Source organism: Haloprofundus marisrubri (genome assembly GCF_001469955.1).
Taxonomy (GTDB): Archaea; Halobacteriota; Halobacteria; order Halobacteriales; family Haloferacaceae; genus Haloprofundus; species Haloprofundus marisrubri.
In genome coordinates, this window is sequence record NZ_LOPU01000004.1 from 19,701 (window position 1) to 40,157 (window position 20,457).

Genomic DNA, 20,457 nt, shown 5'->3' on the forward strand with positions numbered 1-20,457 from the left:
ATTGCTTCTGTGCCTCTTCGAGCGCGTTGTCGCGTCTCTACTCTGTGAGGGCGGTGAGGACGTCTTCTGTCGACTCAATATCGGTCATCTGGGTGAGCGTGTAGTTGAGTGCAGCATTTTGCCACTCTTCGGAGAAGCTCGCCGTTGCGTCCTCAACGACGGTCACGTCGTAACCGAGGTCCGCACCCGACCGAGCAGTCGATTCGATAGAGAAGTTTGTGAACACACCGGTGAGCACGAAGCTGTCGACGCCGAAGCCGCGAAGCAGGTTGTCGAGGTTTGTGCCGCGGAACCCGTCCACGCGCATCTTTTCGACGACGACATCGTCCTCCTGTGGTTCCATCCCGTCCATCGGCTGCGCACCCCACGATCCGCGAATGCAGACTTCGTCTGCGGCGATGTCCGAGAAAATAGCTGCATTCTGGGCGAGTCCAGCGGCGTCTTCCTCTGCGATGTAGTGGATATGGATGACCGGGATATCTCGTTCTCGAGCGGTATCCATCAACGCCTCTATGTGCTCGTAGATATTCTGCTCCTCGGCGTGTTCAGGGACACCGGAGTCCTTGTTCGCCCCTTCGTAGTGAAGATTGTCTCGCTGCATGTCTTGGACGAGCAGTGCAGTGCTGTCCGAGTCGATGTCGAGTGTCAGTTCACTCATTGCATTTCTACAGATGGGGCAAGACTGCCAGTATGTTCGCTTGAATTATTTCAACAGTCAGGCTGCGGCACTCCTGTACCTCGGCGTGGGCCCCGACCGTCACCAACATCTATCTCGCTTGAACCCCTGCACAACAGTACCGATCTCCAAGAACACGGTCCGATCCCCGACGACCTTCCCACTGTGGTCAAACCGTCTCATCGCGAGGTCGGAGTTCGATTCTTCGCAGTGAGTCAGCCAAAGCCCGAACGCAGTCAGTCGCCGGCAAGGTAACTCGTATCGCCTACTTGGAAAGCCACGACCGCGAAGACGTCCCAGTAGATTGGAAGTTAAACTGTCGGATTCATCTGGTAGCTAAAGCCACCAGTATTCTCCTCGAATCTGTAATAACTCTTGACGAAGGTCAGATTCTGGAGAGATCGCCGACAGATCCTAGACGAGGTGACTGACCAGTGCTTCAGTCACTTCATCGCGCTCATGATGTACCCAATGTGATGTCTCAGGGAACATCTGTAACCGGCCGTTTTCACAGTAACCAACACTCTGTTCCGCCATCGAAGGGAGAAGTGCGATATCGTCTTCTCCCCAGCAAATCAGCGTCGGCTGGGTAACGGTATTACGTGGTGGGCGGTCCGAACGACGAAACCCACGATACCAATTTATCCGTGGACCTACCCCAGTATGCTGCCAGGCCGCCTTGTAACGGTCAATCGTCTCTTTATCGAACGTTCCCTGATTTGAAGTCATTTCGAGAGATGCGACCATATTCTCCATGTCGTTCCGGCTCAGCATCCATTCGGGGAGTTTCGGCAACTGATAGAACCATACGTACCAACTCCGAGCAATCTGTTGCGGACTCGAACGTAGTGTCTCTCGATAAACCGTTGGATGGGGGACGTTCAAGATTCCGAGTTGATCAACAACGGAGGGCTGGCGGAGTGCGATGTTCCATGCGACAAACGCGCCGAAATCATGCCCAACGACGTGTGCTGAGTCTTTACACTCGCTGTGAACCAATTCACAGACATCAGAGACTAGTTCTGATTGCCGGTAGGCATCAATACCGGTGGGAGCCTCGCTCAGATTACAGCCCCGCTGATCCGGGACAATCACACGAAATCCAGCTTCTACCAGCGGAATAATCTGATCGCGCCAGCCGTACCAGAAATCGGGATGTCCATGCAGTAAGACGACTAACGGAGCGTCGGAATCGCCCGCAGCCACGACATGTAACTGGACGCCATTAATCGTGCGAAAGGTGGATTCGACGCGACGGTCAGCAAGTAGCGATGCATCAGTGGTCGGTTGTGTCTCTGTGGTGGTCATCAGTAGTGTAGGGACCCGACAACTAAGTTCGGTAGTTGTACCGTATCCATCGAACGTTGCACCGAGATAAGTGAGAAGAGACTCCGTTGCTAGATACGATTACTGCCGTAGCCATAGGGTGTTTTAACTAGTAAAAGCGGAATCCCCCGAGTCACCCGATTCAGGGTCATTCATGCCTGTGATTTCGATTCGTGTTCTTCGCTACCCAAAGAGCGTCGAGAAAACATGAGATTCGATCTTTCGTAGATGTTCGCTAACGGTTGATGGGGTAATGCCAACGGCATCGGCGACCTCTTCGAGACTTGCTTCTCGGGGCGACCTATAGTACCCAGTCTCGACAGCCGTTTCGACCACCTTCCGTTGGCGCGTTGTTAGTGAACTCACCAACGACGTCTCCCCCGGTTCGTAATCACCGGTCTCAACAACCTCGAATCGGAGGGGTACGTCCTCCATTTCGGTCGTCGCCTCGAACAGTTGTCGGAATGCGACGTCGCTCCCAAGATAGGTAATCTCCATCGAACCGTCGGTGGTGAATCGGATAGGCATGTCGACAACAACGCCAGCATCGCGCTGACGCTCTAAAGCCCGATGTATCGCGTTGGTTGGGGCGAACCGGCTTACAGACACCCACTGTTTTTCACCGGCGATGAGAAAGTCGTCGACGTACGATGAGGCCGTCATGATTTCCTCGTATCGGCTGCGATTACCGCTCGCCTCGGCCAATAAGACGACAGTACCGTCATCGAGGTGTTCAGCGTGGTGAATGGCTTCGCGGCGTATCGACGGCTCTTCGCTTAGCTCGTTACCCAGCGGATGAAAGACACCTTGATCCTTCGGGACGAGGCGGGCTGTGAGATAGCGCACATTCACGGTTGGCTGTGCTTGACAGTTAATCGTCCGATAGGTTTCCTCAGCCTCGATTCGACTCTCATCAACAGTATAATTCTAACAGAATGTCACGTCTGATAGGGTTTTTAGCGGTGGGGTGAGGGTGCCAAGCCCCCGTCCTCAACGAGCGAACGAAGTGGGCGAGTAGGGCGGGGATACGGTACCCGCACAAGAGACAAACCTGTAAGAACCAGAATCTTCACAACCAAATACTTCGAACACAGAGACAAGCCGTATGATGTATAGCCCTCGCTTTCGCCTGCTCCCCACGACAGAGCAACGCGAAGCGATGGACTGGACACGAAACACCGTACGGCAAACCTACAACCACGCACTCCACGAATTCAATCAGATACCCGAAGACGCGGGCACACTCCGCCAACGCGTCTGGAGCGTTCGAGATACACTCCCCGCGATGAAGGAATGGTGGCCAGACCTCAAACTGGTTTATTCGACCGTCCTCCAGAAATCCATCGAGCGAATCCGAGACAACATCCAGAACCTCGGGAAACTCAAAGCCAAAGGCTACGACGTAGGGTCGTTGAACCGGAAGAAACCACGAGAGTACCGGAGCTTCACGTACCGGCAATCGGGCTTCGAACTCGACAAGAAGAGTGGCCCGAGCGGACGTGGACTCCTCGTCCTCAAAAAGCTCAAAGGCGAAACCCGAGAAATCCCAATTCGACTTCACCGGGATTTACCAGACCACGAGCGAATCAAAGAAGTCTCCCTCAAGAAAGAACCCACGGGAGCGTGGCATGTCTCGTTCTGCATCAAAACAGAAGCTCCTGGGAAACCCGCCCCAGAGGACATCGGCTCTGACGATGCGGTGGGTCTCGACCTCGGCGTTCTCAACTTCATCCATGACTCGGACGGACGCGCGGTCGGGCGACTCAACCTCTCGGACGACCGCGAGCGCCTCGAACACGAACAACGCTCGCTTTCCCGCAAAGACTCCGAGTCGAACAACTGGGAGAAACAACGCCAGAGGGTCGCAAAAATCCATGCGCGGATGTCGAACAAGAAGCATGATTACAAGCACAAGCTCGCGCACTTCTACACCACGGAGTACGACGCCGTGTTCGTCGAAGATCTTAACGTTCGAGGAATGCTCGAAACCTCAGAGAACGCGCGGAACAAAGCGGAGGTGGGCTGGCGAGACTTCATCACCATTCTCAAACACCACGGTGAGAAGAACGGCTGTCACGTCGTAGAAGTCGAACCACGCGGGACGACCAAGGAGTGTGCATCCTGCAGTGTCGAAACGCGGAAGCCGTTATGGGTGCGCAAGCATTCGTGTCCGGCGTGTGGTTTTGAATTGGATAGGGATTGGAACGCGTCGTTGAACGTTCTTTCCCGAGGATTGGACAAACTAGGAGTGGTTCACTCCGAAGACACGCCCGTGGAGACTGCGACCGCTGGGGATACGTTTTCCGTATCTGCAAGTCGCGTCGTAGAAACGGGAAGCTCCGCCCTCAAGGAGCCTGCGAAGCAGGCGAGTAGGGCGGGGTAGTTCACACATACTCCTTTTTGATTACGAGCAGTAACCAGACTATCGGAGCAAGAGCAAGTATCAAGCCTAATGTGCCAATCAGATAGTTCCCTTCCACAAGTCCCCGTGCCCATCCCCTTCCGAGGTGAAAAATGAACAGAGCAAGGACGACGAAAATCACATTGCGGAGCGAAAAGCCAAACCCTCCCGTATTGGAATTGGTTGGCGACATTACGTGATACTCCGTTTCACCTTCTGATAAATGTTCCCTTGGTACGTTCACACGCTCTTCCTATCGGTCAATCCGGTCAACAGGCTTGAAACGAAGAGCGACGGCTATGCCCTCGAACAACCGCGCAACATCACCCACCTCCAGGAGCACGGCCCAGTCCCCGACGACGTAACGCGTATCGCCTACCTCGACGAGGACGGCCGCGAGGACGTCCTCCGAACGTTCCTCAACGAGAATCACTTACTCGTCGACGCGAAACAACGCCACGAAGAACATCGGGCTACGGTACGCCCGGAAGCGGACGCACAGACTCCGTTCGTCGCCCAAGTCGGCGAGCGGAGACGCAGCAGTAGACCTGCGTATAAATGGTGGGACGTTGAACGGCAAGAGTCACCGGAAGATTGCTGGCGACTGATTGCGGGGAGTCCACATCAAAGCCCCAGTGCAGGCCCACGGCCTGCACGTCGCCAGACTACGTCTGACGGAACCCTCAAGGACCGAGGCGCGTATGCGCCGAGGGAGTAGGGTGGGGTAATTTACCTCGTGTCACGATAAGATGCCAGAACTCCGGGCAGTGTCAATTCCTCTCTCGTTGCTGTTGCAGCGTTGCTTTTGCGCGTGCGACGTAGGAGTTTGCTGACCAACTCCGGGTGTCACTCATCTTCTCAAGGAATTGGTCTGCAGAATTGGGTGAGAGCACGCCGTTCCGCACGAGGGCAGTGAGTAGGATCGGCGTCGTCACGAGGCGAGTATCAACCAGTGAAGCATGGATAAGTGCTAGTCGGTTGAACTCGTCACAGAGGAGTTGGCTTGCGTTCACTTCGTTCGCCAACGTGACTGCTGCGTTTTCGCCATCATCGAGTGGAAATGTTTCGTCCAGCTTGACAAGACGGACTTCGAACACGTTCTTACGGTCAAGCACGGCTTGTGCCGCCACTCCAGAGGCGTCGTCGTAAGATGCGGTTTCAGCTACTTCTTCGAGAACTTGCTCGGGAAGTAGGAGTTCGTGCGATTCAAGAAGAATATCCAGTGGATTTGTCGTGGCGTCCCCAACGGTTCCCAAACTAACGAGGGCGGAGGTGTCAGCGACGATACGCGCCATCTATGTGTCAGCCAACTCCTCCGCCACGTCGTCAATGAACGTCTCGCTCAGTTGCTGTTTCAGAAGACGGAAATTTGCGGCCTCCTCGTGACCAACGAGAGACTTTAACTCCTCGAAGGTAATCTCGTTGTCGTAATACGCTTCTGCGACCTCCTGTTTCACTTCGTCAGAATGTGCTGCATCCCGAAGATACTCGCGGAGGGCAGTGATGAGGATGTCCGTCCGGTCTGTCTGGAACACCGCTGCGAGAGTGTCAGCACGATCAACCAACCCTCTGGGTGCTCGGAACTGAACTCGCTTTTTCTCCGATTCGGAACTCATGTGTGTACATTGTGAGTGCGGTGGTAAAACACTTGTCTCGGACAGTCGTCTGACCGTGCTCAAGTCATCAAACCGTTTTGACCGACTCGCGCTCTGGTAAAGCGCTCGACGCGACGGTGCATCGTCTTGTAGGTAACACCGATCTCCCGCTGAAGTCGGCGGAAACTCGTGTTGAACCGTAAGAACGCGTAAATCGAGAACAACCACTTGCGGAGCGCGACTTTCGAGTGAGCGAAAATTGTGCCCGTCTTATCGTTGAACGTGCGGTCACAATTCTCACAGAGATAGCGTTGAGACGCCCCATAGCTGCCGTTCTGACCGTCCAGTCAGAACGGCAGCGGGGGCATTCGACGCCGTCACGCCAGCGAACCTGTTTCAGCAGGTCCGGTGCGAGCGATTCCGAGCCAGACACATCGAGCGGAATCATTCGTGTCGGACACCGCTAGCGCGGTGTCGTTGCCCTCTTCGATTTCAGAGCAGCAGCTGAACTGTATCAACAATCTCCTACAGATGAGCGTAGCGAGAAGACTCACTCCATGGGCAGTATCACCAGTCCCAGTAGCAACGCCCCAGTGAAGAGGATTACATAGTAGAGGGCACGACGCCGAAGATTGCTCCGAACGGCGTTCAAATCGCAGTTCGCAATAAAAAAGGGAGTATCATCGGTACCTCTGATCGTCGGCGTTCCGGCGTCGATTAACAATTCGCCGAATACCAGTAACGGGGCATTCTCCGGGATAGCTTTGGACTCAAACCTGTCCGTATCCGGGGAGAGGTTCAACTCGGCCTCAATCACGTCATTGACTCGCGCGAGCGCCATTGTCGTCGCCTCGTGAACGATGTGGACGTACGGCGACGTGTAGAGGGAGACGCGGAACGGGACGGTCAACGTGTAGCCATCCGTCCGCACCTTGGAGAGTATTGGGGCATCGTGAGCTTCGCGGAGCCAACTAGGATCGACCTTCACTTCACCGCTGTCAGTGTCGATAGCGAAGGATCCGAATTCCACGCCCGAAGCAACCGAGCCACCGCCAGGGCTTGTGGAAAGTATCCGCCAGACGTACACGGCGATTGGCGACTCGGAGCCGTCAGTGGCGACGCTGCTGTGTGGCGCTTCCTTGTTGACCGTGACGGGCCCTTGAATGGCCACCGAACTACCCGTGACCAAATCGGGAGACTCTGTGGGGGAGACACCGAACAGCACGTGATAAAGTCGGAGGGTATTCGTCAACCGGTAGACGGCGTACAGGCAAAGCAGCGACAAAATCCCGACCCAGAATAGCTCCACAACGTCCACGATAAGTTTACTCATCTATCCTCGAATATTAAGTGCGGCGGAGTAGATTTACCAGTACACGGTCGGACTGGCTTGCTCTTTCCGGACTGCTACAATCCTCGTCAACGGCGCTTCAGGCGGCATTGGGACGTTCGCCGTCCAACTCGCTACCCACGTCGGCGCAGAAGTCACCGGCGTCTGCAGCACCAAGAACGTCGACCTCGTGCGATCGCTCGGCGCCGACGCGGTCGTCGACTACACAGCCACCGACGTCGCCGAGACAGATGAGACGTACGACGTGATCTTCGACGCCGTGGGCAAGGGGTCGTTCGCACAGTTCAACCGAATGCTGAACCCGAACGGCCTGTACATAACGACCGTTCCTTCGGTAGGAATTCTCCTCGACATGGCCCGGACGAGGCTAGTCGGAGACAGACGGGCCGTCTTCGCGGCCACGGGGATGAAGCCAACGGGTGTGCGGAAAAAATATCTTAGGGAGCTACAAGCGCTCCTCGACTCCGGGGAAATCCGCTCGGTGATCGGACGGCGGTACCCGGTCGCGGAAATCATCGAGGCGCACCGCTACGTCGACACCGGGCACAAGCGCGGGACGGCCGTGGTCACGATCGACTGACCGACCAATCCTCACGAGTCGAAGGTAGATATCTTCACTCCCAGTTGTGCAATGCATCAAGGAATACGTCTTCGACGTCTTCTTTCGTCACCGGTCGGGGATTACACCGGAGGAGTCGCTGTTGACTCTCGACGGTACTTTCTGCCAGTTCTCCAACGTCATCGGCAGTGATTCCAGCGAGTTCGTCGAGGCCGCTCGGAAGAACATTGAGATCGCGCTGGAGACTGACAAACTCATCGCGTGCCTTCTCAGCGGCTTCGCGCGTGCCCATCCCCGAGGTATTGGCACCGAGCATCTTCGCCACCTCTGCGAATCGCGGCGGGTCACTGGCGACGTTGTAGCCAAGCGTGCTCGCAGGAGTAAGCGCGGCAATCGTTTCGCCATGATAGGTGTGGTAGTTATTTCCAACCGGATATGCCATCGCGTGTGCGAGACTCGCCCCAGCAGTAAGCCCGGCGATTGCCCCGAACAGCGCCCCCTTCAGCATCGCCTCTCGAGCTTCGATATCGTCGCCATTGTTGACAACCCGACGAACGTTCGAAGAAAGTAGCTCAATCGCCTTTTCGCTGAACATCTCGGTGAAACCCGTCCGACCAGCGTAGACGGGACGGTCAGCCGGGTCTTCGGGGCGGAGCAAGTCATCGTACCGATGAGTCGTGTACCCCTCGATTGCATGACCGAGCGCATCCATCGCAGTCTTCGCCGTGAGATCTGGTGGGAGAGTTGTGGTGAGCGTCGGGTCAAGCACCGCAGCGTCAGCACGGACGTGGGGGCTCGAAATTCCCTCTTTGATATTCTTCTCTGGGACAGAGAGAATCGCTACAGGAGAAATCTCCGAACCAGTCCCTGCAGTCGTCGGCAGAAGGACGAGCGGGGCTCCAGACTCGGTGAGCGCCTCGCCAGCGCCGGTCGGCGCAGCAACGTAGTCGAGGAGCTCGCCTCCGTTTGCGACGACGGCCCGGGTCGCCTTCGCGGTGTCCATAGAACTGCCGCCACCGAGTCCGAGGTAGAAGTCGTACCCGTTTTGGCCCATCTCCTCACGGACGAAACTGATGCATTGTTCGACGGCGCCGATGCTGGGTTCTCGCTCGACGTCATCAAAAACGTCGACGTCGAATCCATCTTCTTCCAGTTCCTCTGCGACCCGGTCGACGTGACCCAGTGAAACGAGGTCCTCGTCGGTGATTATCAAGCCCCGCTCGTCGCCTCCAGCCCCGATCTGGTTGAGCTGATAGCTGAGTTCGCTTGCTGCGCCGGCACCAACACGGATTGCGGGCATCTGCACTTCCCAGACAGTCTCTGGCGAGAGTTCGTGTGGGTCCGCAGAGACAGAGCGTTTGTAGCTCACAGTCCCCACCCCGGCTGGATTTCTTCGAACTGCGCTGGATCGTGACCGAAGACGACCTCCGCGTCGTGGCGCCTCTCTAGGTCGTGAATTCGATTCATGCTCTCTGCCCATTCCGTCTTCCCCCAGACAAGAGGACCGCCGAGAGGCGTCCCGTTCTCGTAGTTTTCGTCCATATACGCTTGGTCGCCTGTGAACACGATTGTCCCATCATCGTCGAGGTGGATCATGGAGCCGGTCAGTCCTGGCGTGTGGCCCGGGAACCGAACGAATTCTAAGTCGGTGAAGTGTTCCTCACGGTCGCGGTGAAGTACCTGCCAGTTGAGGTCGTGATCGAAGTCTTCGAGGACGTACGCGCTGCTACCCTCGTCGGTCTTCGCGCTGTAGTACGCAAACTTCAACTCTTCTTCGTGGACATACACCGGCGTATCAGTACCGGCGAAGAATTCGAGCCCACCGGCGTGGTCGAGATGGAGATGGCTTTGAAACACTGCATCGATATCGTCGATTGAATAGCCCGCCGCCTCCAAGTCGTCGTCGAGTCGGTGTTCACTGGCATCGTGCGGATAGAATGCCTGAACAAGTCCTTCGGGCCAATACCCGTCGGCCGCATCGTGGTGGGACCCGGTGTCCCAGAGGATTGTCGCCTCGGGATGGTCGATGACGAGGTTCCACACTGGGATTTCTCCGTACTCCGTGTCTGGGTTCGGCTCGTCGTGAGATCCGATCGTATTCGCTTCCATCATGTAGTTCATGTCGCAGTACAATCCACCACGGTCGATAACGTGTACTTCTGCGTCTACCATACCACAACATTGACTCCGGATTGACATAGTAGTTAGTGAGGAACTGACTTGTTATCTTCCTGAGCTGGTGTTCGACCGTTGAGCGAGTGATGCGGTCGTGAACTGCCTCGGGGTCAAGTCCCGAGGCACTCGCCTTGTTTTCTCTGTAGAAAATTCTGCCAATGAATCGCATATTTTCGTAGGTGCTGGACGCACAGCGCGAATGTACCAACCCCGACCCGTTTCCGAGACGCTGGTGAGAATTGAAGACGGATTGATCACACCGCAGATTTCAAGCGAGCGTCTTGGGATGCAGTAACATGAGCAAAGTTGACTCGGAAAGCAAGTTCGACTACGACGTACTCGTCGTCGGTGTCGGAGGTATGGGAAGCGCCGCAACGCACCACCTTGCCGCACGAGGGGTCGACGTCCTCGGGCTCGAACGATACGACGTTCCACACGCGATGGGGTCGTCACACGGTGTGACCCGAATCATCCGAAAAGCGTACCACGAGCATCCTGATTATGTACCGTTGCTCAACCGGGCGTACGAACTCTGGGACGATCTCGAAGCACAACACGACCAAGCATTGCTCCACACACATGGGTCACTCGCCCTCGGTCGTCCCGATTCAGAGACCGTCACTGGGGCCCAAGAGGCGTGCCAGACCCACAGTCTCGAATACGAACGGTTGGATGCAGCCGAAATCAACAAGCGATTCCCGGGATTCGACCTTCCAGATGATTTCGTGGGGATCTACCAACCGGAGGGTGGCTTTCTGTGGTCAGAGCAGTGCATCGTCGCTCAAGTCAACGCAACCCATCGCAAGGGCGGGACGATTCACGCTCGCGAGCGAGTGACCGAGTGGGAAGCCACCGATGAGTCGGTACGCGTCGTAACGGATCGAGATACCTACACGGCCAAGAAGTTAGTTATCGCTGCAGGAGCGTGGGCGCCAAAGGTGCTGCCTGAACTCGCTGACGTACTTCAGCCCCAGCGGCAAGTGCTGGGCTGGTTCCAGCCAGCGGCTCCTGTAAACTTCCGGCCGGAGTCGATGCCAGTCTATGTCGTCGAACGCGACGAGGATGACCTCTACTACGGCTTCCCGCAGTTCCACGTACCAGGTGTGAAAGTCGGGAAACACTATCACTTTGGAGAGGACGTCGACCCAGACGAGATGGCACGCGAACCTCAAGACGAGGACGAAGTCGCTCTTCGAGAGTGGTTGGATCACGGCCTTCCGAGTGCAAATGGGCCACCGATGGCACTGTCGACCTGCTTGTACACGAATACGCCCGATAAGGAATTCATAATCGACCACCACCCTACGTATGACAACGTCATCGTCGCCTGTGGGTTCAGTGGACACGGATTCAAATTTTCGAGTGTCGTCGGAGAGATTCTTGCCGACTTAGCAATCAACGACGAGACCGACCATCCGATAGAGCGGTTCGCGGCCGACCGATTTTAAAACGGTGCAAGCAGAATTCCCTGGGTACGGTGACCCAAGGGGTGAATGCGACAATCGCTCGAGTTCGGCCACCGATTGCTCCTTTGCTCTACCTTGTTCAGTTCGGTAGTGGAGGGCCATTCCCGCAACCTCTAAGTCATTATCGCAGTAATGATTATGTAGAGTATGACCTTTTACAACCGGGTTGAGGAACTCAACGCACTCGCGTCAGCGTTTGAGTCTCCAAACGCTGATTTTGTTGTTGTCTACGGACGACGCCGCGTCGGCAAGACGGAGTTGGTCAAAGAGTTCTGTAACGAACGGCCACACATCTACTTCCTTGCCGCACAAGAAGCCGAAAATCGGCAACGCGAAAAGTTCGTCGAGCAAATCGCGAACTACTTCGACGACCGCGTTCCACGAATCGACGGCTGGGACGACGCCTTCGGGTACCTCGCAGAGAAACTCCATACCGAAGACCTGGTGGTCGTTATCGACGAATTCCCGTATCTCATCTCCGAGAACGACTCGATTCCATCATACCTCCAAGGATTCTTCGACGAACACCTCCAAGAGACAGATTCGATGCTGATCCTCTGTGGTTCCAGCGTCAGCACGATGGAATCAGAAGTACTCGGCCACGAAAGTCCGTTATACGGCCGCCGTACCGCACAACTTGACGTGCAGCCCTTCTCGTTCAAACAGGCACGAGAGGTCATCGGTTACGATGCCGTGGATGCAGTCCGTTCGTACGCGATTACCGGTGGGACCCCAATGTATCTCACACTCTTTGACTACAGACAGTCACTCCGAGAGAACGTCCAGTCACAGGTGTTGTCACCGACAGCTGTGTTGTACAACGAACCAGAGTTCCTGCTTCGAACAGAGCTTCGCAGTCCAGCCAGATATATGAGTATTCTCGAGGCAATTGCGCTCGGGCATACAACGCCAAACGAGATCTCAGGGGCGACTGGCATAAACTCAGGCCCGCTCTCGAAATACTTGCAGACCCTTCGCCGACTGCGACTCATCGAGCGGGAAGTCCCCGTGACTGCGTCGGGGAAGAAGTCAAAGCGATCACGGTACGGGGTTGCAGACGAGTTCCTCCGATTCTGGTTTCGATACGTTGAGCCGAATCGCTCAAGTATCGAAGAAGCGCCTGCGATCGTCTATGACGGAACGATTGCACCAGATCTTCCAACTCACGTCGCAACCACATTCGAGAGTGTGTGTCAGGAAGTCGTCTGGGAAGCAATTCGACGTGGTGAGTTCGAACCGTATTCGGAGGTTGGACGGTGGTGGTACAAAGAAGACGAAATCGATATCGTTGGACTTGCGCCAAACAAGGATCGGATACTGCTTGCTGAATGTAAGTGGACGTCAGAACCTGTCGGAGACGCACTTGTTGAGAGTTTACGTGCGAAAGCAGAGAACGTCCGCTGGGGACAAAGTGATCGGGAAGAACGATTCGCACTGTTTTCGAAGAGTGGCTTCGTTGAGAATCTCGAAGAAGATCTTCCCGAAACGTGGTCGCTATTCACACTCGAAGATATCGACACCATGTTTTCTCCCGAACAGGACTCGCACCCGTAATTCCGACGATTGTTGTTCGGGTCTCTCTCACGTGACATCCTCCCACGACTTCAGTCGTGGGTGGATAACTCATCACTGCCATCTTCATCAAGACGGAGCGATTCCCTAACCGATTCTGGAAGCGATGGACGGGGAGCCGCCATGTGGCGGTCAATCTTCTCAGTCGTTCGCGTTTTCTTGATGACGGCCCGAGCGATCGGCACCCCACGCAGGTAATTGAACTCCCCCAGCACCTCAATCCCGTATTCAGTCGGGCCGTAGAACTTCCGTGACATCCTCCCCGTCGTAAACGACGGGGCTTCCCCAACACGGGGACTCAGGCCGAGTGCCTGAAGATTTCAGTCCTGATACGTCGTGAGAGTCATTTGCGCTGGTGCGCTCGTCTCACGGTGGACTGTGGCGGTGTCACAACCGCTCCCGTCCTGTGGCGAGTCATCGTCTGCTTGTTTCCACGGCAGACTCTCTCCCCACGGGTCTACGCGACGTGCGATGTTCGCACTCGCGTTAATATCCGCTTGGAACGTCGAAACGTGGCACTCCGGGTTCTTACACTTGAACTCGGCTTGTCGAGGTCGATACCCGATGTGTTTGCACGAGTGGCATGTCTTCGAGGTATACTGCGGGTGAACGTACCGAATCGGAATACTCGCGTCCTTCGCCTTGTCCTCGATACGCCCCTGTAAGCGAGCGAACGCCCACGAGTGCAGGCGTCGGTTCATGTACTTCCCGTAGTCCAAAGACTCGCGGATGTACGCCAAGTTCTCCATCACAATCACAGGATTCTCGAACTGGTTGGCGTACTCCACTGACTCACGAGATGCCTTCTCGATAATGTCAGTGAGTCGGTTCTGGTAGTACGAGAAGCGTTCTTCGACGCGCCACTCAGAAGCGTCTCGCTCTTGGAGTCGCTTGAGCGTCGTGAACATCTCTTTGCGGATTCGCTTGGCTTCTTTCCCGTTGAGTAACAGTGGTTTGGTGGGAATGTCGTGTTGGAGGGCACAGCCCGCGACCAACATCGACTCGCCAATATCGAATCCAACCCGAGTCGGGTTCTCAGGTAGTTCGGAGGTGTCCTTGATTTCGTATTCGACGGTAACGTGGAGCGTCCACGTCGTCCGGTGTTTCTGCAAGCGAAGTTCGCCCACTTTGGTACTCGACTCGTCATCAAGCATTTCGTCCCACAATTCTTGCTGGTCTGGATTCAGCCGGAGTGGTATCCAGAAGTTGGTTCCGCGACCGGGTTGCGGAACGTTCCAGCAGATTTCGTACTCACGCGAAGTGTCGCGGTCGAACTTCCCGGCTCGATTCACGAATCGGAGCGGGTGTTCGTCGCCCACCTCTTTGGCGTTGTACGTGTTGTGGAGTTTCGGGACGTAGGATTTGAGGGCGTCTTTGGCTTGGTACGGTAGGTTGTACGGTGTCACCACGTCGTTCGTGGCGCTCATCGTCGTGCAACCGTTGTTGAACGCCTCGTGGAGTGCCTCTCGGTACTCAGTGAGGGTTTGCTGGAGGCGGTGCTCTTTGCACCGCGTTGGTGGTGCGAGCGTGGCTTCCAGCGTCTTGTTCGCGGTTGCAGACACAGTCATCTGTACGAATAAGGCACACTTAAACATAACTAATACGTAACACTGAGTATGACGAAGTACGTAAAAATCGAGTTCGATAACGAGGAGCAGTACGAGTCGTTGAAAGAGACGAAAGACCACTACGGGTTTACGTGGAAAGGGATGTTACTGAAGGCGCAACGAACGTTGGAGTCCCAAGCGAGCGACGAAGAGTAGTTGTTCAGCAAGTGTCGGATTCCCTCCCGGCCTAAAGGCCGGGATTCCCTCCTTGTAGAAAGATGGAAACCGTACCGGAAAACATCCATGAGACCGAGGAATTCATCCTGACCGACATCCTCCACGGCATCGAACTTGACCCACAGGAAAGTCTGTCACTTCTCAGCTACATGCAGGAGCGCCACGAACACCTGTTCGGCCCGTTCACCACATACTTCGTGCTCGGGAGTTACGAACGACCATTCAAATACCGGTTGGAGCTCGCGCTAAGCGAACTCAACAGTCGCCTCCACGCCTACGCATATCTGTTAGCCCCGCAGCCCGACCCAGACCTGCCTGAGCGACTCCCTGCCCTCAAAATCAAGTTCTACCTACATGCGATCTACGCAGATGCAATCCCGCTTATTTTAGAACACAACACAGGCGGTGCGTTAGCCGAATTCGGTCGTGCCGACCACCCAGTGCTCCTCGAACGGACCTACGTGTTTCCCCGTGGGTATAAGTCGCACTACGACGGTTCAGTTGACTCGCTCGATGCAGTTCACGCTCGGGGTATCGAATTGGCGTACCAAGCTGACGGAGAAAACGCATTGTGTGATGCGTTGGAGCAGCTCATTGAGGAAGCCGAAGACAATGGAATCTCCGTGACGACGGCTGATCTTACAGCATATATCGAACAAGAACTCGGTGGCCGGCTTGTCCCATCGTATAGTGGCGTACTCACAGACGGGATCAAACACTACGAACAACTCGGGCAGTGCTTTTCGTGGGCGACAGAAGAGGACCTTCGAACCAGTCTCACCAACGTACCATGACTCTACGAAGTGTGTAGAGATAGGATTTCAACAGAGCCTCGTACACCGGAATCATTGTCCGAATGAGGGGATCGACGTCGAGTAACAAGTCCAACTCGCCCAGTCTGCCCTCTGCTGTGGCATCGATTGTTTGATTCTTTGGTGATCCGCACGTTCCTCGCCAAGTACCATTTGTAATAAACCCTGGACTATGGTCTGCCACACACTTACCGTTGATTCACTCAGTAGTGTATTCGTCAATGGAGTACACGACACTGGGTAACACAGGCATGGAGGTTAGTCGGCTCGCGCTCGGTTGCATGAGTTTCGGGACGAGCGACTGGCGTGACTGGGTGCTAGATGAAGAGGCGAGTCTCAAGGTGATCGAACGCGCCATTGACCTTGGGATCAACTTCTTCGACAACGCGAATCTCTACTCGCTCGGTGAGTCCGAACGCGTACTTGGCAAAGCACTCGACGGACGGCGGGACGAAATGGTGGTCACGACGAAATGCTACTATCAGATGGATGAGGACAATCCACACACGAGTGGTCTGTCGCGGAAAGCCATCGAGCAGGAACTAGACGCCTCGCTCGAACGGCTGGGGATGGATACTGTGGACATTTTCATGGCTCATCGATGGGACTATCATACGCCGATTGACGTCACGCTTCAGGCATTCGACGATGCGATCCGTCGCGGGAAAGCTCGCTATACTGGTGCAAGTTCGATGTGGACACATCAGTTTGCCGAGGCGCTCCACACGAGCGAGCGAGAGAACTTAGAGCGTTTTGAGGTCATGCAAAACCACTATAATCTTCTGTATCGGGAGGAAGAGCGCGAGATGTACCCGCTCACCGAACAGAAGGATATCGGTGTGATGACGTACAGCCCGCTCGCCCGTGGGAACCTCGCAATGCCGTTCTCTCAGTTCGAAGATACAGTCCGTGGAACGAGTGATCCGTGGGCAAATGACTACCCTTACCGGCAGAAAGGCGGGACAGAAATCAACGCTCGGGTGCAAGAACTGGCCGAGGAGAAGGGTGTGACAATGGCCCAAATTAGCCTCGCGTGGTTGCTTCATCAGGACCACGTAGACGTGCCCATCATCGGTTGCCAGACCGTCGAACACGTTGAGCAGTCGGTTGCAGCGCTCGACATCGACCTCTCAGAGACCGAGCAGGAGTATCTCGAAGCTCCTTATGAACCTCATCCGGTTGCTGGCCACAAATGAGCCACTGAACCATTGACATCCTCCACGCGCCTGAAGGCACGGGAATTCCACGGCACCGCACCGCTGAGATAAATCCGACACTATGTGCGGGCATAGAAGGTAACCAACTGGTGCGTAATAATCCAGTATGTCCGAGCGAGTGCTTGTTCCAGCGTCTAGGTTCGATCCGTGGGCTCGCGCTGTCGCGGATACGGTTACCTCAATGGAGGCATCGGCTACCGCCGTGCCTCATCTTGTCCACGTCTTCGACGAGATTGAGTGGAACTCGACAGTCCAACAATCGGACGCCGCTACTGTACCGGACCCGGACGAGTTAGCCGAGCGCAAGTCAGCGATTATGGCTGCCGCGACTATCTTCGACGACGCGGGATTCGACTACACTGTAATCGGTATCGAAAGCGAGACACCGAGCCGAGCTCTCCTCGATCTCGTCGACGAGGCCAACATCGATCGCATATACATGTACGGTCGGAAGCGGAGCCCTGCCGGTAAGACGGTTTTCGGGAGCCGACTCCAGACTATCCTTGCGAATTCACCAGTTCCCGTCATCGTGTTACCCGCTGACGCCGCATCGTGGCCACGTGATCTGGCGACCGACAGTTAACCGAGCTTAAGAGCCGCTTGCGAGGTTCACGTACTGGATAACGAACTCCATGACTCGGCGCTCGGCTTTCCGAAGGTGCTGGGAAGCGGTTGTCTTTGCCACACCTACTTCGCCAGCGAGTTCTTCGAGAGTGATTTCGCGAGGCATCTCGTAATACCCTTCCTCAATGGCGGCGTTGAGTAACTCACGCTGGCGCGAAGGCACTGACTGAAGCAGCCTCTGCCACTCAGTGACGCTTGGAACAACGAAGGTATCGAAGTCCTTCGTGATGCGTTCGACCTCAACCGGGCCGAACTCGCGGAGGAGGCTCACCGCGTCGGTGATACTGTCCCGAGCCTCCACTAACAAATCGTACGACATCTGTCCGTTCTCGAGTTCTCCAAACGCTCCGAACGGAAGGTAACCCTCGTAGAGGAGGATCTGCAACGGCGTGTACTCGAGGTATGTACAGTGAAGGCGAATCGTCGCGGAGCGTCGTCGACCGTGGTCCTTCTCGTGGGTCTCGATGACTTCGAGGGTTTCGGTGTTTTGGTGGGTTCTGATCGTTTCGATAACAGCGTCGAAATCGTCTGTGTCGACATCGAGAGTCATCACCCCGAGATAGCGACGCCCACGGAACGTCGACGCCAGAAACTGGCCGAAGACGTCGAACTCGCGCAGCTCCGCGGTCCAGTCGTTCTCGTATGTGACGCGGATCTTCACGTTGAGCATCAGTTATACGTCTCACCTCGATCCAGCGTAACTTTAGCGCACGCCATGGCAGTCGGTTTATATGGCGGACCATGTTTGCCCGAATCCCCATTCGAGCGATCCCGTTACATCCTCATGATGTCACAGGAGACGCTTCCAGCCGACACAGGAGAGTTTGGTCTCGTGATCGACGGTGAGGTTGTCGACAGTAGTTCCGGTGAAACGTTTGAGACAGTAAACCCAGCGACGGAACAGTCACTCGCAACAGTCGCAGCCGGGGGAAAGGCCGATGTGGACGCCGCCGTGGACGCGGCTGACGAAGCGTTTCTCGAGTGGCGTGAGACACCAGGCGAAGAGCGTGGGCGAATTCTCAAAGCCCTTGCCGAACGAATCCGCGATGAGAGTGAGCGTTTGTCGAAGATCGAATCGCTCGACGTCGGTAAGCCTCTTTCGCAGGCGAAGTTCGACGTCGAAGTCTGTGCCCGCTATTTCGAGTACTACGCCGGTATCGCGGACAAAGTCCACGGAGATAGTATCCCCCTTACGAAGAAGTATGCAGACTACACCATCCGCGAACCGCTGGGCGTCACCGCGCAGATCGTTCCCTGGAACCTTCCAATCAATATCTTCGGCCGCTCGGTCGCGCCGGCACTTGCAACCGGGAATACCTGTGTTGTCAAGCCGGCTGAACAGACACCACTGACGGCGATCGAAGTCGCAAAAATTGCAACTCAAGTCGGTGTCCCGGACGGCGTCCTAAACGTCGTGGCCGGATTCGGGTCGACAGCCGGCGCGGCTCTCTCAGATCACCGCGATGTCGATGGGATCAGTTTCACTGGGTCGGTCGTCACTGGACAGGAAGTAATGCAGACGGCCGCAAGTAACGTCACGGAAGTCCACCTCGAACTCGGCGGTAAGAGTCCGAACGTCGTGTTCCCGGACGCAGACATGGAAACCGCGGTCACCGGAGCGATGACGGGGATCTTTACGAACGCGGGTCAGGTCTGTTCGGCCGGGTCACGTCTACTCGTCCACGAAGATATCCACGACGAGTTCGTCGACCGGCTCGTCAAGCAAATCGAGAAGATGGAGGTTGACGAGGGTGTCGCGGACCCAGACATGGGACCACTCGTCTCCGAAGACCAACTCGAGAAGGTGACGAAGTATCTCGAGATCGGGCGAGAAGAAGTCGGTGAGCCGGCCGTTGGTGGCGACACCCACGACCGGAGGGGCTACTTTGTCGAGCCGACCGTCTTCGACGGCGTCGAAAACGACATGCAGATCGCCCAAGAGGAAATCTTCGGGCCCGTACTAAGCATAATCGAGTTCTCGAACGAGGACGAAGCGATTGAACTGGCCAACGACGTAGAGTACGGTCTCGTCGCCGGGATATTTACCGGAAGTAATGGACGTGCCCACCGCTTCGCACGTGACGTTCACGCAGGCCAAATCTACATCAATGAATGGTTTGCGGGGGGTGTGGAAACGCCGTTCGGTGGGTTCAAACAGAGCGGGTTTGGCCGGGAGAAGGGACTCGCTGCCGTTGAGAGCTACACTCAAGTGAAAAACGTCTGTGCAAACATCGAACGAGACTGAACCGCCGCGTTCCACGCCATTTTAACTCCGTACTATGTTTGCCCGAACCGGTACGCCAGTCTCAAGGGTATGTCAAACCGGTATGAGCGTCGAAATCGCTAAACGGTACTTCGAACTGATGGATAGCACGAGTACGGGAACTGACGAAGTCCTCGATCTGTATGCTGAGGGAGCGACGATCAAATCGCCACGCAAGGGAGTCATACACGGGAAGGACGATATTCAGTCGTTCTACGAGGCGAACGCTGAATTCTTCACCGGCGGCGAACACGTTATGGAACACTTCCACCATGACGGCGATACCGTCATTTGTGAAGGTACGCTGGACGGATCAACAGTAGAAGGTCGCAATTTCGAGGGGGTTGGTCTAGTCGACATCATGTCGTTCGACGACAACGATAAGATCGAATCGTTCCGTGCGTATCTCGACTACAGCGCGGTCCTCACTGAGGTGCCCGATGATGAGGACGTCCCCTCTTTTCGCGATGACTGAGTAGTCGACTGCGTATCGATCGCTCTTTTTGTCAAAAACGACTAGCCAGCCATCGATGCAGGCATAATGCTCGTATAATGAGCTTGACTGCCACCGGGAAATCCGTACGTCGTTAAATATCGACTACTATGTAGCACCGAACCGATATGGTAGGAAAGAGA

General features: G+C 55.6%; 23 protein-coding genes and 2 pseudogenes. 11 read left to right on the forward strand and 14 right to left on the reverse strand.

Going from position 1 to position 20,457, the window contains the following annotated elements; genetic code table 11:
* Positions 1 to 37 precede the first annotated feature (37 nt).
* From AUR64_RS01005 to AUR64_RS01010, 3 genes are all read right to left on the reverse strand, one after another.
* Positions 38 to 658 (reverse strand): cysteine hydrolase family protein, encoded by a 621-nt coding sequence (locus AUR64_RS01005; RefSeq protein WP_058580094.1) that lies wholly within the window; start codon positions 656 to 658, stop codon positions 38 to 40.
* A gap of 432 nt (positions 659 to 1,090) precedes the next feature.
* Positions 1,091 to 1,984, reverse strand: a complete 894-nt coding sequence (locus AUR64_RS19725; protein WP_082230508.1) for an alpha/beta fold hydrolase — start codon at positions 1,982 to 1,984, stop codon at positions 1,091 to 1,093.
* Between the two features lie 201 nt (positions 1,985 to 2,185).
* Positions 2,186 to 2,848, reverse strand: coding sequence for a helix-turn-helix domain-containing protein (locus tag AUR64_RS01010; RefSeq protein WP_058580095.1), 663 nt, complete (start codon positions 2,846 to 2,848; stop codon positions 2,186 to 2,188).
* A gap of 259 nt (positions 2,849 to 3,107) precedes the next feature.
* Between AUR64_RS01010 and AUR64_RS01015 the strand changes: the two genes are divergently transcribed.
* Positions 3,108 to 4,385, forward strand: coding sequence for an RNA-guided endonuclease InsQ/TnpB family protein (locus AUR64_RS01015; RefSeq protein ID WP_058580096.1), 1,278 nt, complete (start codon positions 3,108 to 3,110; stop codon positions 4,383 to 4,385).
* A gap of 1 nt (position 4,386) precedes the next feature.
* Here the strand turns inward: AUR64_RS01015 and AUR64_RS21085 are convergent, their stop codons facing one another.
* Complete coding sequence (locus AUR64_RS21085; protein WP_058580097.1) at positions 4,387 to 4,596, reverse strand: hypothetical protein; 210 nt, start codon at positions 4,594 to 4,596, stop codon at positions 4,387 to 4,389.
* A 60-nt stretch (positions 4,597 to 4,656) separates the two neighbouring features.
* Positions 4,657 to 4,836, reverse strand: a complete 180-nt coding sequence (locus AUR64_RS01025) for a hypothetical protein (RefSeq protein WP_058580098.1) — start codon at positions 4,834 to 4,836, stop codon at positions 4,657 to 4,659.
* Between the two features lie 19 nt (positions 4,837 to 4,855).
* On the opposite strand from AUR64_RS01025, the pseudogene AUR64_RS21090 reads away from it, so the two are divergent.
* Positions 4,856 to 5,011: pseudogene (locus AUR64_RS21090) on the forward strand (RNA-guided endonuclease InsQ/TnpB family protein); the annotation flags it as partial.
* Between the two features lie 162 nt (positions 5,012 to 5,173).
* Here the strand turns inward: AUR64_RS21090 and AUR64_RS01030 are convergent.
* The 4 genes and pseudogenes from AUR64_RS01030 to AUR64_RS01040 form a co-directional block, all read right to left on the reverse strand.
* Complete coding sequence (locus AUR64_RS01030) at positions 5,174 to 5,698, reverse strand: hypothetical protein (protein ID WP_058580099.1); 525 nt, start codon at positions 5,696 to 5,698, stop codon at positions 5,174 to 5,176.
* Entirely contained in the window at positions 5,699 to 6,019 is a 321-nt protein-coding gene (locus tag AUR64_RS01035) for a hypothetical protein (protein ID WP_058580100.1), read from the reverse strand.
* Between the two features lie 89 nt (positions 6,020 to 6,108).
* Positions 6,109 to 6,446 (reverse strand): annotated as a pseudogene (locus AUR64_RS19730) (transposase); the annotation flags it as partial.
* Positions 6,447 to 6,548: 102 nt separating this feature from the next.
* Positions 6,549 to 7,331: an E3 ubiquitin ligase family protein gene (locus AUR64_RS01040; RefSeq protein WP_240479556.1), complete on the reverse strand. Its 783-nt coding sequence runs from the start codon at positions 7,329 to 7,331 to the stop codon at positions 6,549 to 6,551.
* 106 nt (positions 7,332 to 7,437) lie between these two features.
* Here AUR64_RS01040 and AUR64_RS01045 point away from each other — a divergent pair, with 106 nt between their 5' ends.
* The gene (locus AUR64_RS01045) at positions 7,438 to 7,929 is read left to right on the forward strand and encodes a zinc-binding dehydrogenase (protein ID WP_240479566.1); all 492 of its coding nucleotides are present in this window, start codon (positions 7,438 to 7,440) and stop codon (positions 7,927 to 7,929) included.
* A gap of 34 nt (positions 7,930 to 7,963) precedes the next feature.
* Here AUR64_RS01045 and AUR64_RS01050 read toward each other — a convergent pair whose 3' ends face one another.
* Together AUR64_RS01050 and AUR64_RS01055 are read right to left on the reverse strand one after the other, a co-directional pair.
* On the reverse strand, positions 7,964 to 9,277 hold the full coding sequence (locus AUR64_RS01050; protein ID WP_058580102.1) for a hydroxyacid-oxoacid transhydrogenase: 1,314 nt from the start codon (positions 9,275 to 9,277) through the stop codon (positions 7,964 to 7,966).
* Entirely contained in the window at positions 9,274 to 10,080 is an 807-nt protein-coding gene (locus tag AUR64_RS01055; protein WP_058580103.1) for an N-acyl homoserine lactonase family protein, read from the reverse strand. The genes AUR64_RS01050 and AUR64_RS01055 overlap by 4 nt, the downstream gene beginning before the upstream one ends.
* A gap of 299 nt (positions 10,081 to 10,379) precedes the next feature.
* Between AUR64_RS01055 and solA the strand changes: the two genes are divergently transcribed.
* Positions 10,380 to 11,531 (forward strand): N-methyl-L-tryptophan oxidase, encoded by a 1,152-nt coding sequence (solA, locus tag AUR64_RS01060; RefSeq protein WP_058580104.1) that lies wholly within the window; start codon positions 10,380 to 10,382, stop codon positions 11,529 to 11,531.
* Between the two features lie 165 nt (positions 11,532 to 11,696).
* A complete protein-coding gene (locus AUR64_RS01065; protein ID WP_058580105.1) occupies positions 11,697 to 13,103 on the forward strand; it encodes an ATP-binding protein in 1,407 nt (468 codons plus the stop codon).
* Positions 13,104 to 13,153: 50 nt separating this feature from the next.
* Here the strand turns inward: AUR64_RS01065 and AUR64_RS01070 are convergent, their stop codons facing one another.
* Both AUR64_RS01070 and AUR64_RS01075 read right to left on the reverse strand, forming a co-directional pair.
* Positions 13,154 to 13,378, reverse strand: a complete 225-nt coding sequence (locus AUR64_RS01070) for a hypothetical protein (protein ID WP_205628353.1) — start codon at positions 13,376 to 13,378, stop codon at positions 13,154 to 13,156.
* A 63-nt stretch (positions 13,379 to 13,441) separates the two neighbouring features.
* Complete coding sequence (locus AUR64_RS01075; protein ID WP_058580229.1) at positions 13,442 to 14,683, reverse strand: RNA-guided endonuclease TnpB family protein; 1,242 nt, start codon at positions 14,681 to 14,683, stop codon at positions 13,442 to 13,444.
* Between the two features lie 54 nt (positions 14,684 to 14,737).
* Between AUR64_RS01075 and AUR64_RS20830 the strand changes: the two genes are divergently transcribed.
* The 4 genes from AUR64_RS20830 (at position 14,738) to AUR64_RS01090 (ending at position 17,517) form a co-directional block, all read left to right on the forward strand.
* Positions 14,738 to 14,884, forward strand: coding sequence for a hypothetical protein (locus tag AUR64_RS20830; protein ID WP_169794649.1), 147 nt, complete (start codon positions 14,738 to 14,740; stop codon positions 14,882 to 14,884).
* 62 nt (positions 14,885 to 14,946) lie between these two features.
* Positions 14,947 to 15,699, forward strand: coding sequence for a hypothetical protein (locus tag AUR64_RS01080; protein ID WP_058580106.1), 753 nt, complete (start codon positions 14,947 to 14,949; stop codon positions 15,697 to 15,699).
* A 239-nt stretch (positions 15,700 to 15,938) separates the two neighbouring features.
* A complete protein-coding gene (locus tag AUR64_RS01085) occupies positions 15,939 to 16,913 on the forward strand; it encodes an aldo/keto reductase (protein ID WP_058580107.1) in 975 nt (324 codons plus the stop codon).
* Positions 16,914 to 17,040: 127 nt separating this feature from the next.
* Positions 17,041 to 17,517, forward strand: coding sequence for a universal stress protein (locus AUR64_RS01090; RefSeq protein WP_071391186.1), 477 nt, complete (start codon positions 17,041 to 17,043; stop codon positions 17,515 to 17,517).
* Between the two features lie 6 nt (positions 17,518 to 17,523).
* Here AUR64_RS01090 and AUR64_RS01095 read toward each other — a convergent pair whose 3' ends face one another.
* Complete coding sequence (locus tag AUR64_RS01095; RefSeq protein ID WP_058580109.1) at positions 17,524 to 18,228, reverse strand: helix-turn-helix domain-containing protein; 705 nt, start codon at positions 18,226 to 18,228, stop codon at positions 17,524 to 17,526.
* A 117-nt stretch (positions 18,229 to 18,345) separates the two neighbouring features.
* On the opposite strand from AUR64_RS01095, the gene AUR64_RS01100 reads away from it, so the two are divergent.
* Positions 18,346 to 19,803: an aldehyde dehydrogenase family protein gene (locus tag AUR64_RS01100; RefSeq protein WP_071391189.1), complete on the forward strand. Its 1,458-nt coding sequence runs from the start codon at positions 18,346 to 18,348 to the stop codon at positions 19,801 to 19,803.
* A gap of 82 nt (positions 19,804 to 19,885) precedes the next feature.
* Positions 19,886 to 20,296, forward strand: coding sequence for a nuclear transport factor 2 family protein (locus AUR64_RS01105; protein ID WP_058580111.1), 411 nt, complete (start codon positions 19,886 to 19,888; stop codon positions 20,294 to 20,296).
* Positions 20,297 to 20,457: the final 161 nt, after the last annotated feature.

What these genes read in the sequence shown, in the direction of transcription:
- AUR64_RS01005 (WP_058580094.1), bottom strand. Translation starts at nt 658, where the DNA reads ATGAGTGAACTGACACTCGACATCGACTCGGACAGCACTGCACTGCTC.
- AUR64_RS19725 (WP_082230508.1), bottom strand. Translation starts at nt 1,984, where the DNA reads ATGACCACCACAGAGACACAACCGACCACTGATGCATCGCTACTTGCT.
- AUR64_RS01015 (WP_058580096.1), top strand. Translation starts at nt 3,108, where the DNA reads ATGATGTATAGCCCTCGCTTTCGCCTGCTCCCCACGACAGAGCAACGC.
- AUR64_RS21085 (WP_058580097.1), bottom strand. Translation starts at nt 4,596, where the DNA reads ATGTCGCCAACCAATTCCAATACGGGAGGGTTTGGCTTTTCGCTCCGC.
- AUR64_RS01030 (WP_058580099.1), bottom strand. Translation starts at nt 5,698, where the DNA reads ATGGCGCGTATCGTCGCTGACACCTCCGCCCTCGTTAGTTTGGGAACC.
- AUR64_RS01035 (WP_058580100.1), bottom strand. Translation starts at nt 6,019, where the DNA reads ATGAGTTCCGAATCGGAGAAAAAGCGAGTTCAGTTCCGAGCACCCAGA.
- AUR64_RS01040 (WP_240479556.1), bottom strand. Translation starts at nt 7,331, where the DNA reads ATGAGTAAACTTATCGTGGACGTTGTGGAGCTATTCTGGGTCGGGATT.
- AUR64_RS01055 (WP_058580103.1), bottom strand. Translation starts at nt 10,080, where the DNA reads ATGGTAGACGCAGAAGTACACGTTATCGACCGTGGTGGATTGTACTGC.
- solA (WP_058580104.1), top strand. Translation starts at nt 10,380, where the DNA reads ATGAGCAAAGTTGACTCGGAAAGCAAGTTCGACTACGACGTACTCGTC.
- AUR64_RS01065 (WP_058580105.1), top strand. Translation starts at nt 11,697, where the DNA reads ATGACCTTTTACAACCGGGTTGAGGAACTCAACGCACTCGCGTCAGCG.
- AUR64_RS01070 (WP_205628353.1), bottom strand. Translation starts at nt 13,378, where the DNA reads ATGTCACGGAAGTTCTACGGCCCGACTGAATACGGGATTGAGGTGCTG.
- AUR64_RS20830 (WP_169794649.1), top strand. Translation starts at nt 14,738, where the DNA reads ATGACGAAGTACGTAAAAATCGAGTTCGATAACGAGGAGCAGTACGAG.
- AUR64_RS01080 (WP_058580106.1), top strand. Translation starts at nt 14,947, where the DNA reads ATGGAAACCGTACCGGAAAACATCCATGAGACCGAGGAATTCATCCTG.
- AUR64_RS01085 (WP_058580107.1), top strand. Translation starts at nt 15,939, where the DNA reads ATGGAGTACACGACACTGGGTAACACAGGCATGGAGGTTAGTCGGCTC.
- AUR64_RS01090 (WP_071391186.1), top strand. Translation starts at nt 17,041, where the DNA reads ATGTCCGAGCGAGTGCTTGTTCCAGCGTCTAGGTTCGATCCGTGGGCT.
- AUR64_RS01095 (WP_058580109.1), bottom strand. Translation starts at nt 18,228, where the DNA reads ATGCTCAACGTGAAGATCCGCGTCACATACGAGAACGACTGGACCGCG.
- AUR64_RS01100 (WP_071391189.1), top strand. Translation starts at nt 18,346, where the DNA reads ATGTCACAGGAGACGCTTCCAGCCGACACAGGAGAGTTTGGTCTCGTG.
- AUR64_RS01105 (WP_058580111.1), top strand. Translation starts at nt 19,886, where the DNA reads ATGAGCGTCGAAATCGCTAAACGGTACTTCGAACTGATGGATAGCACG.